Raw genomic sequence first — 14,214 nt, forward strand, 5'->3', positions numbered from 1 at the left:
TAATGAAAAAAGAAACTTTGATTAATAACGAACTATTTACAGATTACAAGGCCGTTGCCCACGCTGCCGACCTGATCGAACGTAAGGTAATTGATGCCGATAGGATTGAAATTATCCCATTGGGCCCTGATAAACGTGCTTTTGCAAAAGATATTGAGGATACCACGGCTTATTATTCCGAAAAAAGAAGGCACGAACGCATCCGCATCAGTACCAACCGCGAAGGATTGTATGATATGTTACCTGAGGGGCTTTTCCACCGTCCGCCAACCGGTAGTGCCGGTATGGACGAGGAATCTATGATTAAAGATATCAGAGATAGGAGAGAGGAAGAAAAGGAGGCCAGGTTGTTTTTTACACCCTTTGATGCGGAAATTAATTATGTAAGGATCATGACCGAGTTATATGAAAATATGCTCGATAAAAAAACAACCTATTCCGATTTAAGTCAGATTTTTGAATTTGGATGGGATGAATTTAATTTGCTCAACAAAGAACAAAGCATCATCTGGATGCACCTGCTGCCCGAAATCCAGCAAAAGAGAAACGATATCGGTTTTGTATCAAAAGTACTTACTGCACTGTTTAACCTGCCACTTACCATTGTGGATACTACAGCCAATATTGCACCGGTAAAAATTGCCGAAGAAATGCAGATGCAGCTGGGCGGAAGCGCATTGGGCATTGATACCATCATTGGTGATAGCTTTAGCCCCGAACACGAAGCATATAACATTAATATCGGCCCAACTTCGCCACAGGAACTGGTTAAGTTTATCCCCGGACAGAAAAACAGGGCCATTTTGGATATGGCCATCAGCTATTTAATGCCTGTTGATGCAGAGGTTAACGTAGAGCTCCTTACCGCACCCGATTATCAGGAAACGGTATTGAGCGAGGATGGTGAAAGTGCTTATTTAGGGTATACGGTGTATCTTTAGCATGTATTCGTGAGAATTATTCTAGGCTATTAGTATAATGGTCGTCATTTCGAGCGTAGTGCAACGCAGCCGAGAACCCAAAGGCTCTGCAAAGCTAAATCTGTCTTGATAGATCTCTCCTCCGAAGGAGTTCCTTTGGAACATTCCACTGCGTTCCATCCGATAGCTATCGGATCGAGATGACGGCCTGGTTTGTTAAACTGTCATCCTGAACGGAGTCGAAGGATTTCCAATCTGTGATGCTCTGGATATGAAGATGTTTTTTACTCTTTTCTTGACTCGATCGTCATGCTGAACTTGTTTCAGCATCTTTCAAGGTAGATAGACCCTGAAATAAATTACCTTCGGTGAGCTCGCTAAGGCTCGGTTCAGGGTGACGAACTGCTTTAGGGGACTGAGTAGATAAAAAAGTTATTTTAATTAAACCGCCTTATACAGCACCGGTTTTAACAACATGCGGTAATGCACATTCATCGTACTCCTGAGGTTTAATTTTGCCAAAGTTAAACTCAACAGTTCTTCCCAATCCTGTACGTTAAGGTTAAGCTGATCTGCAGGTTCGATCAAAATATCAGTGGTTTTAATAAAGCCTGCATTTGGTTTATTATCCATTATCAAGCCTTTGGCCAGGGTAATGCCCTTTAATTTGTTGCCCAGTTCGTAACGGCAAAAATTGATCACATCAGCCTTCGTAATAATCCTGTCGGCTGTGGTTAAACCATATTTATAGGCCTGCACCCTATTGGTTGCATTCAATCTCGACCGGCCGCCTTTCGTTTGGCTCAATAAAAAGATACTCTCTGCATTTACCTTATTGTTATCGTATACCACTAAACGGCTTCCGGCATTAATGTGGTTGGCCTCTTCCGCTTGCGTTACCCAGATATCGAGGAATAAAATATCCGCATCGCCAATCGGTTTCAGTACAATATAGCTGGGCAGTTCTTTAATGTCTTTAAGCGCTGAGCGGCTTTTTTGTTCAATAAGCGCAATATTCTGTTCCAAATTTTTAAGGATCGTGCTTAAAAAATCAGGTCCGTAAGCAGTAAAAGCTGCTTTCTCATCGCGTAACAGTTCAAAAAGGTAATCTACCAATTCTTTGGCGTTTCTCGTGTCAAAACGCTCCGTACCCCCGTACCGGATCGAGAAAGATCCGTCTCCTTTTTCATTCTCATTGGTGTAAGGAATCTCGTTATAACTTTTCCCTTTATTATCCTTCAGATTTTCTACCGCAAGCATCTGATCAAATGATTCCGTTTTAATCGGGATAATATTGTTCATCGTTTTAAGCCGGTGTTTGATCTGGCTTAACCGTTTATTTACCACCGGGAACGCATTGATGTAAATATGAAGCTCGTTCAGCATTTCCTGGTTAATGGCTGCGGGAAAAATTACTTTAAGCCATTTTACCGAATTATCGATCTGGTTTAAAACAGCTGGCTGGAATAGGTTGGCAAACTCAGGAGGAAGTTCCCTGCTTTCGTCGATATTAAAATCGTTAAGATCACCCAGGGTAATAAACCTGTTGCTGTAAAACTGTAAAACATCTGCTTTAATCAGATTAAGCAATTGTTTGTGCTGAAACGGAGCCTGTACCTTACCCGTTAAAGGTTCATCCATAAAACGTTCTGTATAGGCGGCAAGCTCATTGTTTTTGTAGAACCATTTCCCCAGCGAGAGCAGATCGTAAGTGTTTTCGGGCACCGAATAATTTTTCCAGTCGAAAAATAAATTCAGTTTATTAAAATCCATCCAGTCTTTAATGCCGTTAAAACCGATGTATATGGTATTTTTCTCTACAGAAGTGCCTGAAAGGGTATTGTGTATAGGCTGTTTGCCCAATTGTTCTACATTAAAAAGGGTATTTCCGGTAACGATGTATTTTATCGCTGCATTATTTAATTTTACGGTATGCAGCGGGCTAAAAAAAATATCGGTTTTCTTGGCCTTATCATTTTCCTGCGGGATATTTTTTTTAAATGCAAACTGCGAATAGATCGAAAGATAGTCCCGTTGTTCAATCGGCCTGGCGTGCATAATGGCATGGGCCGGTAACGATGAAGTTAAATGATCCGGGGCTAAAATACGGCTGATCTTATCAAAAATCCTGTTCTCTAAATTTTTAACATCATTGGCTACATTAAAAAGCTCATTGCTTAGCGCTTCAATAATCAGTTTAACAAGTGGATCGAAGTCGTTACTGTCTTTAATATTCCAGAAATCTTCGGCATTTTTTAAAATTCTGTTCCGGATCTCATCTTTTGATGAATAAAAAACTGGTTTCATGTGTAGAATATTTGGGGCGTTTTAGATTAAGTTGACAATGGGCTAAGAAATAAAGCGGTGCTGAAAAAATATTTTTCTCCTGTGGTTTTTATTAGTGCCCTAACACTAATATCTACCTTCTTTTTAATCTCGGTTATCTTACGTAGTGGATATACATTTTCTACCTCAGTAATACGTACTTCTACCTCGGTATTATATATTCTAAATTCATAGTCGGTGATGGATTTTAGCAACGATTTGCGGAATTTTTCCTCCCAAATGCTCTCGCTCACGATTAACTCAAAGTCGAGATCCCATATTTCACAGCCAAAATCGTTGTGGAACCGATGCTCCTCAAATCGGGTAAAAATAATCAGTTCTATGTGGTTAGAAATCGATTTTCCGAGGTCAGTTGGCTGAAGGCCATCGCCTGCGAAAAGCGACCTAAATCTGAAGGGTTTGTTGTAAAAATTTTCAGACATACACGGTTTGGCTTAAAGTTTGTTAAAAGTAAAAGAAATAATATCTTTTTAATAACCAAACAACAAATATTAAAAATTGTTATAGTACAATGTTAATTTGAAAAAGTTTGAGTGATTTTACGTGATGGAGATGTCGGATTAATATGATAACTATTGCTATGTGAAACTATTAATGCTCTATGAAACCCATTAATGCCATCGAAATCAGGACTGCTTACACAAGGTTTATCTTAAACTTTGTATTCCTAACGCTTTTCTCCATTCTCTGTATTTATCTCTTTTTTGCTGCATCCGATTATGAGTATACCCTGCTCGATAAAAAGGTAAAAGAAACCGAAAAACTATCTTATCTAAGAAAAGATATCAATACCAATTTCGACCTTATCCTGGTCCGTTTTAAAGAACTTGCCCAATACCGCGATTATAATGCCAACGAAATGAGCAAACAGAGTATCCTTTTGGGTGATATCCAAAGCGCTAACAACAGGATTAAAGACCTTATTTCCAAAAAAACGCAAACCAGTCCGAGTTTTGATCTCTACGCCAAAATAAACAACAATGTTGGTGCAATGGCCGATCTGCAGGATTCGCTTATTAAATCAAGGGGCGATATCCAAAGGTATAAGGAACAGATAAACGATTGTCACCGCGCAAACCAGGCTACGGCAACCAAGATTAGAAACGGACGGTTCGGCCGATAATTAAAAGATTATGATAAAATTAAGTATAAAAGAAAGACGCGAACAATTCTTGTTTTTTATAGCGCTGTTTGTTTTTACTGTAGGGCTTTTAAGCTTTGGTATTTTTTATAGTGATAAATCGCGCTATGAAATCTCCAAAGAAGAGCTGGAGGTAAAAATCAGCGAAAACGAAACATTCGAAAGCATGGTAAAAGAAACTTCGCCTACCATTGATACCACTTACAAACAGATTACCCGCTACAACCCAAATGTACAGGCGGTTTTCTTGAAAAACGATATACAGAACTCATTAGGCTCTATCAGGGCTGCGTTTGACCGTAAGGCATCAGACCCGCGCTATAAAATATTTGTTCAAACGGCACAGCTGTACGACAGGTTATTTTACGATAGGCAGGAACAGAACAGAAACATTACAGATATCGAATTGCATAAACGACAATTGGACGATTGTATTCTCAACAGACGACAATTGCAGCAAACCATATCTGCTAGATAAATACCTCAAAAACAACCTATAAAAAACGCTACCTATGTCTGACACAAACACCAAGCAAGTTAATTCAAATTCGCAGGGCTATGTTATTCTCTACATCCTATTAGCTGTATTGCTCTTAACAGGTCTTATTTTCCTATTTAAAAGTTCATTGTTCGAAAAAAGGGCAATTGATGCGCGGATCTTAAAAGATGAAATTTATTTAAACGAAAGTCTGGTTTTTACCGATAATACCCCAAAAGCTACGAAATGGTTATGGGAATTCGGAAACGGCGAAAAGGCCACCACAAAAACCGGTTCTTACCACTACACGAAGCCCGACACTTACATTGTGCGCTTAACCGTTGATGGTGAACTCCGTCAGGAATTTCCTATTACCGTACGCGACACCGTTCACACTGCAGTTGTAGATAGTGTGCTAACCATTAGCGGCCCAACCGCAGGTCTGGTTAATGAAGAAATCAGGCTCGAAGGAGACGGGGAAGGAAAAGATTTTGAATGGTCGTTCGGCGAAACCGGACGCGTAGATGTTAAAGGAAAAACCGCTTTATACACCTACCGTGCCCCAGGGAAATATGTGGTACGCCTGCGCTCGGATAAAAGCCGTAAGCCTGCTTTCTTAAACATTTTGATCACTGATCCGAATGCCGAAATCGTTGAAGATATTGTTGCCCCTGGTGATGGTGAACGTAAAACCATCGATGATATCAGGGCCCGTTTACAGGCCATTGCCAACGGTGCCGATTTTAATTCCAACTACTACTATCTCGTTAACAAATACATGTGTGGTAACGAAAAAGTAACGGTAAATGTAGAAATGAACGGTAAGAAAAAACAGACCGATATTTATTCGTACTGCATGGGACTCACCTTTGGGGGAGAAATAGCCGTTGACGAAGCGCAGTTGACCATCAAGCCAAATTCTACCTGCGCCAGTCTGGTAAACATTAAACAACATTCGGGAACGGCCCAGCCTGCGGAAACAACTGCTGATGCACCGGCCAAAACAAGATAAATTAACAGCTCACCTAATTTTAAAGCTCATCTACAGATTATGAAAAAATACCATGCCTTAACCCTCCTTTTTATAGGAATATCGTTTGCCTACGCACAATCGCCGGCATCCTTTGGCAAAAGAGTAAAATACATGCCTAAATCTTACGAAAGGCCTTCAGAAAGTATAAACGTAATGGACAATACCAGTAGCAGCAGTTTGCCATGGATTGTTTTTTCAGACCGTGAAGATAATTATACCACTACTGCACCGGGTGGAAGCCTGATTATGAAAAAAATCAGCTTTATGGAACCTTTCTATGTTTCAAAAGAAGAAAACGGCTACCTGAAACTGATTAAATACAAGGCCGGAATGATCAGGGGCAGAAAAATAAACGATAAAAAAAGTGCCATCAGTTATGGTTGGATCGCAAAATCTAAACTGCTGTTATGGCAACGTGCTTTCTCTAACCAAAAAACGGGTTATGCAGAAAAAGCCATCGGGATCGTAAACGGGAAAAATGCCTTAACCGAACCAAAGTTCTATTTCGATACTACAGATTCTATCCTGGTTTACAATACACCCGAACTTAAAGACCGGCGTACAAAAGTAAGGTTGCACGAAATTGCCTACATCTACAAAAAATCAGAAGATGGTAAGAAATACCTGATCGGTTCTGATGACCAGCTGGTTGCAGATACCGCTTTAAAAAGTATTTACGGTTGGGTTTCTGCCGAAGCTGTACACAGCTGGGGCGATCGTTTGTACATTACCTCGGTTAAACCGGGCGATTACGACAAGGATGATTCTACCTCGGTAGCCATCAAAAACGGGATCAATAAAGGAACAACTTTCACTGTAGATCCCTTATTGCCAAGGGAAAACCTGATCCTGCGTAGTGTACCTGTTGTTTCAAACGATGAAGGAGGCAACACGGTAGGTATCGCTGCAGATGTTTACAATAAAAAAGACAATAAAATATTAACCATTAACGGTTCTGCGCTTTCTTATCAGGACTACCTGAACCTGCGTAAAAATAAAAGCAAAGTAAATGTTGTTTTTGTAGTAGACGGCGGTAGCCCAATGACCAAGTATTTTTCTGGAATGACCAATACCATTGCTTCTTTCGAAAATATTATGGGCGATTTTGGTAAAGGAACAAAAGTAAACTTTGGTGGTGTGGTATACCGTGGCGAAAGTGGTTGCGCTTTAAAGGGTATTTTTGTAAGTCCGATCCAGAATGATTACAGGCAGTTGATGACTTTCCTTTCAAATCAGGCTAAAAATACTGTTAGGTGTAATGGAGAAGTAAGCGAAGAGCCTGTTTTTCAGGCAATAAAAACCGGATTGGGCTTATTTAAAGCAAAAAAGAACGAAACTAATTTAATTATTTTAGTTGGCAGTACAGGAAATACCGGGGGAACCAACAATTACCTGATTAACGAATTGAGTGAGCAGGTTGCTCAGGCCGATGCCCGTATTTTAGCCTTACAGGTGTATAGTGATTTCAATCAGTCATTTAACGATTTTGTAATCCAGTCTCGTAAACTCGTTTCCGAATCGGCTATCCGCTCTGCCGAATACCGAAAAAACACCATGGTAAAAGGCGAGGGTTTAAAAAGCTTCCAGCCTTATAATACCAGTTTACAGGATTCTATCTCTTACTATTTAGATTACCCTAAAAACAGTTTAATCCAGGGCGGGGTAGTTTTCCCGACAAAAGGTTCGGTAAACTCCAACCAGAGCATGACGATTGCTTTACGCCGTTTCGTAAAAGAAACCAACTCCGATATCTATAACCAGATCAGTTCGTTGGATAGTGCTTTCCGTTTAACAGGTATATCACGTAAAAACCTGACTGCCGATGTAGAAGGTTTATTGCCGGAGCCTGTTGGCCCGGAAGTTGCAGACCGTATGCCGCACAATGCGTTTAAATATTATAGCACTGCAAATCTATCGGTTGATGCTGTGAAAAACAACCGTTCGACATTACAATATGCCATCGTTTTAAACAACATGGAGTACAAGCAGATTGTAGATGTGTTTTCGATTATGTTGGGGCAGAATTTGCAGGCCGATCAGTCTTCTTTCAGAAGCAAACTTGTTAAAAATTATGTGAAAATGCCAAAACAGATGTTGGGCCTTAAAGAGTCATCGGGCAACATAAAGCGTTTAACCTTGGCCAACTACATTAAATTGGTAACCGGTTTGCCTTTGAACAATAACTTTTTAGAGAAATATACCGTTGGCGATTTAAAGAACACTTCTAAAATGCCACTCGAAGAGTTCGAAACCTACATTAAATTATTAAATCAATCGGTTCAGCAGATTAAAAGGGTTACTCAGATTGAGCAGCAGTTTATTTCGAACGGCAAAATATATTACTACATCACCGAAAATAATTTTAACCCGGCAGTATTGCCTACAACCAACTAAGGGATATGGCAATTACAAATTTAAGCGAATCGGTTAAAACAGCCCTGCACATTGCACAGTCTTTAGCTAAAGAGTACAGAAACGAGGTGTTTACTGCGGCTCACCTGCTCAAAGGATTGATGCATAAAGATGTTGGCCTGCGCTCGTTCATTACTTCTATTGGTAAAGATGAAGAATACATCAGCGAGTGGGCTGAAGTGCGGATTGATGAACAGGCAAAATCAGCGAGTTTTACCGATACCGTAAGCGGTGCGCCAGAAATTGCAGTAATTTTTGAAGAAGCCGATAATGTGCGCATTAAACTGGGATTGGATTTAATTACCCCGGTATGTGTATTAACCGCATTGGCAAAACCGGGTATCGGTTTTCAGGCCGATCAGTTAAAATCGTTTCCGATCAAAGAACGTGAGATTTTGGATCTGTATGTAAAAGATGAAGAAATTTCGAGGGTGGTTTCGCCTGATAAAACAAGTGCTGGGGCCGAAAACAAAAGCACAGGGAACGCCCTGTATAAATACTGTATAGATAGGTTGCAGATGGTGCGCGATGGTAAAACCGACCCTATAATCGGCCGTGATAAAGAAACCAGGCAGATGATGGAAATCCTTTGCCGCCGCACCAAACCAAATGTAATCCTAACTGGTGATGCCGGCGTAGGTAAAACCGCTTTGGTTGATGGTTTTGCCATTGATATCGTAAATCAGAATGTACCCGAGAGTTTAAAACCCGTGCAGCTTTTTGAGCTCGATTTAGGTTCGTTAATTGCAGGCGCCTCTTACAAGGGAGAAATAGAAGACCGTTTAAAAAACATCATCAAAGAAATCAAGCAGTTTGAAAAGGCTGTGCTGTTTATTGATGAAATCCATACTTTATTGGATAGTAAGGGCCCGTTGGGTGCAGGTATAGGTAATTTGCTGAAGCCAGAACTGGCCCGTGGCGAAATTACGGTAATCGGCGCCACAACCATCGATGAGTACCGCAAAATTATCGAGCCTGAGCAGGCTTTCAGCAGGCGTTTTGAAGTGTTGCAGGTAAATGAGCCAAATGAAGAAAGCACCATTAAAATGCTGCAGAAACTGGCCGTAAAATACGAAGAGCACCATACCTTAACCATCGAACCCGATGCTTTGGGCGAATGTGTGCGCCTGGCCAAACGTTACATGAAAGATAGGAGGCTCCCTGATTCTGCATTCGATCTGCTCGACCGCACAATGGCCGCCATGAAAATGATGAACGATACTTCTGATCAGGTAATCGAAAGTTTGGAAACCGATCTGGAAGCTTTAAATGCCAATACCGAAGAATCGGAAGCAGAGAAATTTGCCGATTATAAATGGCTTTTCTCTTTGCTGCAGAATAAATTAAGTCCGGTTTTGCTGGGCCGCTTAACCGATGAAACACAGACCGATGCTTTCGAAACCGCTGATGAATACCAGGGTTATATTTCCAAAAGCTTACAGGAATTAAAAAAATATGCTGCTGAAAAAAGCGATCGCATCAGCAAACAGGACATTGCTTCTATAGTGGCCTACAAAACAGGTATCCCTATGGGGAAACTGCAGGCAGGCGAAAAGGAAAAATTGCTCAATATGGAGCAGTACCTTAAAAAACGTGTGGTAGGACAGGATCAGGCTTTAAAAGCTGTTTCCGATGCCATACTCGAATCGCGCAGCGGATTGAACAAAAAAGGACAGCCAATAGGATCCTTCTTTTTACTGGGGCCAACCGGAACCGGTAAAACCGAGCTGGCCAAATCAATCGCCGAATTTTTGTTTAACGACGAAAAAGCGATGATCCGCTTCGATATGTCCGAATTTAAGGAAGAGCATAGTGCCGCCCTACTTTATGGCGCGCCTCCCGGATACGTAGGTTACGAAGAAGGTGGTTTATTGGTGAATAAAATCAGACAACAACCTTATTCTGTACTGCTTTTTGATGAAATTGAAAAAGCGCACCCCTCCGTTTTCGATACTTTTTTACAGATCCTGGACGAAGGCCACATGCACGACCGTTTAGGGAAAGAGGGCGATTTTAGCAACTCACTGATTCTTTTTACCTCGAACATCGGTAGCGAATGGATTGCCGAACAGATTGGAAAAGGGGTAATCCCTGCTTCAAATCAGTTAATGGAAGTAATGGCAGGGCATTTCCGCCCCGAATTTTTAGCCAGAATCTCCGAAATTGTTCCTTTTGCGCCGATAAACGAAAGTAATGTGGTGCGTATTTTCGAAATCCAGTTAAGCAGTTTGGTGCAATCGCTCAATAAAATGGGTATCGATTTTGAAATTGCGGAAGATGCTAAAAAAATGATCGCTTTAGATGGTTTTACACCTAAATATGGTGCAAGGCAGCTATCGGCAGTTATCAGAAATCTTTTACGCAGGCCTATATCGAAATACATCATTTCCGGTGAACTAAAAAAAGGATCGAAGGTTGTGGTAAGCAAACATGTAGCGGAAGATAAACTCGAATGGAGTATTATTCAGCCAGAAACTGTAACATTGGAACAAAAATTGAGTTAAAACGTTAACTATTATATTATTAGAGAAAAATAATCGTAAACCTAAATCAACATACTATGTTTAACTATGAAATTGGTGGTAACGAGCGAAAAATTGACACCTCAGAAGCCTTCGCAGAAATTGCCCACAACAAAACACTTTTTGTACAGAAACTTACCGATAACGATCCGATAAAACCCGAAAAAGTTGAGGGATTAAAAACGGTGAAAGATGTATTCGAACATTATAAACCAAATGTGAAGGTAGCTTTCGAAAAGCAGGACGGATCTACCGTTGGCGAAACAATAAACTTTAACGATCTGGGCGATTTTGGTGTGAAAAACATCATCAACCAAAGTAACTACCTTACTAATGTGAACATCGAAAGAGAAATGTCGCTTAACGTAATCAAACAGTTGAAATCGAACAAAACCTTAAAAGCTACACTTGATGACGAAGAAACAAAGTCGGCCTTCATTAACGCTTTGAAGAACTTTGTTGACGAATTGGAGCAAAATAAATAATCTTAACGCCAAGAAAACATGTCAAATCCTCAAGAATTAAAAACCGACGAAAATACAGGCCAGGCAGGTTTTAAACCAGCTGAAGCCAAAACCTTAGAAAAAACATCACTTAAAGATAACCTCGAAAAACTGGCCCGTGTTGGCGGTTTCGATCTGTTAGAAGCCACTGTTGATGGTCTGCAGAATTTAAACCCTGAACGTAAAGCCCGTAAACAGATCTTTTTAACAGGTGATGAGAAAAAGAAAGAACGCGAAGAGCTGAAAAAGAAAATACAGCTTTGGATCGATGTGCTTGAATCTTCTACTTCAGTTGCCGATATGGTAGAAAAAAGCACCCAAAAGCTGAATGCTGCTGAAGAAAACCTGAATAAAAACATCGGTACTGCATTAGAAAGTACAAGAGAACTGGAGCAGGCATACCGTTCGGTACACTTATTCTATAAAAATACCGAATCTGACAAACTTAAAAATGTAGTGCTGTTAAATGCATCAATGGATCAGATCAAAGATCTTGATAATCCACGTTTTATCGAATACGTAGATGATGAGCTAAAACAGAATTACGACCGTTTGGATCTCCGTAATAACTACTCGTTAATGGTTGTGCCTGGCTATATGGGCTCCAATAAAGTGTTAGAGAGATGGGGTAAAATTGCGCATAACAACAAAGCCATGCTGGTAACCGACTTTGCCGATCTTGATCAACCGGATGATGTACTTGATTTATTTACCGCAGCAAACTTTACCGGAGGTGATGCATTCAGATCGAACGTAATTATGACCTGTAACTGGTTAGTTGGCCGTGGTAAAGTTGCAGAAGTGGGTGAAGAAGACGATTTAACGGTACCCGGATCGGCAGCACTTGCAGGTAAAATGTATTACACCTTAATGTCGCAGGTTACTGCAGGTAAAAAACATGGTGCTATAAATGAAGTAGATGGTGTAAAATTCGATTTAAAGAAAAGTGAAATCTCTCATTTAGAAAGGGTAGGTTTGGTGCCAATGGTTAACGAATACGGTAAAGTAATGGCTTTCTCTGCCAAAACCCTATTTAACGGAGATAATATCGGTTTACAAACTTATTCGGTTGTACGTGTATTCGATTATATTACCAAAGTATTGTTTGATTTCCTGAACAGAAGGGCTTTCGAAAACTGGACTTCTAAAACAGAACAGGACCTGCGTGGCCAGATTGTTAAGTTCTTGGATGGTATCCAGGGCGCCGACCGTTTAATCGAGAGATTTAAAATTATGCGTTTCGAAAGAGATGAACAACAGAAAGACAGGATCCACCTGGATATCCACATCACGCCATATTTCCCGGCTAAAAGTTTTGTGGTAAAACTTGATGGGCACAAAGGTGAAGATGAAAATACCACATGGAGTTCCGAATATAATCAGCAATAGTTTTTGATAGCTGAAAATAAAAACCCAACCCCAGCGTTGGGTTTTTTTATGGGTTATGCATAACACTTAACAAATTCTTTATAATTTTGTAATGCATCGGCCAGATCAGATTAATCAAAAAAAATGAAGCAAGTACTTCTCCTCAATGGGGATATTGAAAAAAACGCATCTACAAATTTCCTGATTAATGCCTACAAGCAAGGGGCAGAAAGTGTTGGCGCTACCGTTAGGGAGTTGGCCATTATCGATCTGATATTCAATTCGAACAAGCTGTTTAACAACAGACAGATTGCCGATTTGGAACCCGATCTGCAAAAAGCTTTAACTGCCATTAGGCAGAGTAACCATGTGGTGCTTTTTTGTCCCGTATATGTTGATCATATCCCGGCAAAAATTAAAGGTTTTTTTGATCGTCTTTTTATGCCCGATCAGATTTTTACGACCCAACAGCAGAATGTAAACAACAATTTTAGCGGTAGGTCTGCCAGGATTGTATCAATTTTGGATGAGGCAACCTTTAAAGAGTGGAAAGCCAATAAGAAAACCACTTATTTATCCATTAAAAAAGTAGTGTTCGAAAAATGCAGGATGAGCCCAGTATTAACCAATACCATTGGCGAACTGCATTCGCTCGAGAACCACTATAGCCAAAAATGGCTGACCAAAATGGAAAAATTCGGCTCACAGCTCATCTAAAATTTCATCATTTATGTCGCCATGGTCCGTGTCACACAGGCCATCAGCTTATTTTTTTACAATTATCATAAACCGGTTTATCTTTCTGTCTGAGCCATAACTTCTTTTTAGCCACCTAAACACGGATTTTTATCTGTGTATATCTGTGGTTAATATTTATTTTCTCCGTGGCGTGTGTCTTAGCACACCATTATATTTACTTTATTAGTACACCTTGCCCTAAAACACAACACTTTGTGTACAATCGCTACGATTTTGTAGCGTAATCACTTACTATAATGTATTTGTAACACTAAAGATAGATTTGCCTTTTCCACATTTTTTCCACAAAAAGACGTTGTATAACTGTGTTTTTAGGCAATAAACACAATTTGCTATTTTTTTTGAATGGGATTGTCCCTTATCAATAAGCCATATACCTCATATTTGGCCTGATATTTGGGTATGTTTGCACAGTAGCTGAGGCTACAATAAATTAAATTTTTAACCTTTAAATTTTAAAACTATGGCTTTCAAAGCTAGATTAAATTTTTCAGGCAAGGAGTACGATGTGCTTCATTGTGCCTATGCGTTAAACCGTGATGTAGATGCAAAGGGAAGACCTTCTTCCGGAGTTTACGGCGGTACCATCGACATTGAGATCGAGTCGACCGAAGACACCTCAATAATCGAGGCGATGGTAAACAACCAGTACAAACCTATTACAGGAACGCTTCTGATCAAGAAAACAGAGGAAGATGCCAAAATGAAAGAAGTTAACTTCGAAGACGGCTA

At 40.2% G+C, this 14,214-nt stretch carries 12 protein-coding genes; 10 read left to right on the forward strand and 2 right to left on the reverse strand.

The window, feature by feature from the left end; genetic code table 11:
* Positions 1-2 precede the first annotated feature (2 nt).
* Positions 3-941, forward strand: a complete 939-nt coding sequence (locus tag ASU31_RS16025) for a type VI secretion system baseplate subunit TssG (RefSeq protein WP_057933288.1) — start codon at positions 3-5, stop codon at positions 939-941.
* A 420-nt stretch (positions 942-1,361) separates the two neighbouring features.
* Here the strand turns inward: ASU31_RS16025 and ASU31_RS16030 are convergent, their stop codons facing one another.
* Positions 1,362-3,227: a type VI secretion system baseplate subunit TssF gene (locus ASU31_RS16030; RefSeq protein WP_057933289.1), complete on the reverse strand. Its 1,866-nt coding sequence runs from the start codon at positions 3,225-3,227 to the stop codon at positions 1,362-1,364.
* 26 nt (positions 3,228-3,253) lie between these two features.
* The gene (locus ASU31_RS16035; RefSeq protein WP_057933290.1) at positions 3,254-3,688 is read right to left on the reverse strand and encodes a GPW/gp25 family protein; all 435 of its coding nucleotides are present in this window, start codon (positions 3,686-3,688) and stop codon (positions 3,254-3,256) included.
* Between the two features lie 179 nt (positions 3,689-3,867).
* Between ASU31_RS16035 and ASU31_RS16040 the strand changes: the two genes are divergently transcribed.
* From ASU31_RS16040 to tssD, 9 genes are all read left to right on the forward strand, one after another.
* On the forward strand, positions 3,868-4,389 hold the full coding sequence (locus ASU31_RS16040; RefSeq protein ID WP_057933291.1) for a type VI secretion system TssO: 522 nt from the start codon (positions 3,868-3,870) through the stop codon (positions 4,387-4,389).
* A gap of 10 nt (positions 4,390-4,399) precedes the next feature.
* Positions 4,400-4,885 (forward strand): type VI secretion system transmembrane protein TssO, encoded by a 486-nt coding sequence (locus ASU31_RS16045; protein ID WP_057933292.1) that lies wholly within the window; start codon positions 4,400-4,402, stop codon positions 4,883-4,885.
* Between the two features lie 34 nt (positions 4,886-4,919).
* Positions 4,920-5,897, forward strand: coding sequence for a PKD domain-containing protein (locus ASU31_RS16050; RefSeq protein ID WP_057933293.1), 978 nt, complete (start codon positions 4,920-4,922; stop codon positions 5,895-5,897).
* A 39-nt stretch (positions 5,898-5,936) separates the two neighbouring features.
* Positions 5,937-8,312, forward strand: coding sequence for a type VI secretion system protein TssR domain-containing protein (gene tssR, locus ASU31_RS16055; protein ID WP_057933294.1), 2,376 nt, complete (start codon positions 5,937-5,939; stop codon positions 8,310-8,312).
* A 5-nt stretch (positions 8,313-8,317) separates the two neighbouring features.
* Positions 8,318-10,834, forward strand: coding sequence for an ATP-dependent Clp protease ATP-binding subunit (locus tag ASU31_RS16060; RefSeq protein WP_057933295.1), 2,517 nt, complete (start codon positions 8,318-8,320; stop codon positions 10,832-10,834).
* Positions 10,835-10,890: 56 nt separating this feature from the next.
* Positions 10,891-11,337, forward strand: coding sequence for a hypothetical protein (locus ASU31_RS16065; protein WP_057933296.1), 447 nt, complete (start codon positions 10,891-10,893; stop codon positions 11,335-11,337).
* Between the two features lie 18 nt (positions 11,338-11,355).
* Entirely contained in the window at positions 11,356-12,744 is a 1,389-nt protein-coding gene (locus tag ASU31_RS16070; protein ID WP_057933297.1) for a DUF5458 family protein, read from the forward strand.
* Positions 12,745-12,867: 123 nt separating this feature from the next.
* Positions 12,868-13,440 carry an NAD(P)H-dependent oxidoreductase gene (locus ASU31_RS16075; protein WP_057933298.1) on the forward strand — a complete coding sequence of 191 codons (573 nt, stop codon included), beginning with the start codon at positions 12,868-12,870 and terminating at the stop codon, positions 13,438-13,440.
* A gap of 505 nt (positions 13,441-13,945) precedes the next feature.
* Positions 13,946-14,214 (forward strand): type VI secretion system tube protein TssD (tssD, locus tag ASU31_RS16080; protein ID WP_057933299.1); only part of this gene is annotated, 269 nt, incomplete at its 3' end.

The organism is Pedobacter ginsenosidimutans, from assembly GCF_001442625.1.
GTDB lineage: Bacteria > Bacteroidota > Bacteroidia > Sphingobacteriales > Sphingobacteriaceae > Pedobacter > Pedobacter ginsenosidimutans.

Coding starts and splice junctions, on each gene's coding strand:
- ASU31_RS16025 (WP_057933288.1), top strand. CDS start 3: ATGAAAAAAGAAACTTTGATTAATAACGAACTATTTACAGATTACAAG.
- ASU31_RS16030 (WP_057933289.1), bottom strand. CDS start 3,227: ATGAAACCAGTTTTTTATTCATCAAAAGATGAGATCCGGAACAGAATT.
- ASU31_RS16035 (WP_057933290.1), bottom strand. CDS start 3,688: ATGTCTGAAAATTTTTACAACAAACCCTTCAGATTTAGGTCGCTTTTC.
- ASU31_RS16040 (WP_057933291.1), top strand. CDS start 3,868: ATGAAACCCATTAATGCCATCGAAATCAGGACTGCTTACACAAGGTTT.
- ASU31_RS16045 (WP_057933292.1), top strand. CDS start 4,400: ATGATAAAATTAAGTATAAAAGAAAGACGCGAACAATTCTTGTTTTTT.
- ASU31_RS16050 (WP_057933293.1), top strand. CDS start 4,920: ATGTCTGACACAAACACCAAGCAAGTTAATTCAAATTCGCAGGGCTAT.
- tssR (WP_057933294.1), top strand. CDS start 5,937: ATGAAAAAATACCATGCCTTAACCCTCCTTTTTATAGGAATATCGTTT.
- ASU31_RS16060 (WP_057933295.1), top strand. CDS start 8,318: ATGGCAATTACAAATTTAAGCGAATCGGTTAAAACAGCCCTGCACATT.
- ASU31_RS16065 (WP_057933296.1), top strand. CDS start 10,891: ATGTTTAACTATGAAATTGGTGGTAACGAGCGAAAAATTGACACCTCA.
- ASU31_RS16070 (WP_057933297.1), top strand. CDS start 11,356: ATGTCAAATCCTCAAGAATTAAAAACCGACGAAAATACAGGCCAGGCA.
- ASU31_RS16075 (WP_057933298.1), top strand. CDS start 12,868: ATGAAGCAAGTACTTCTCCTCAATGGGGATATTGAAAAAAACGCATCT.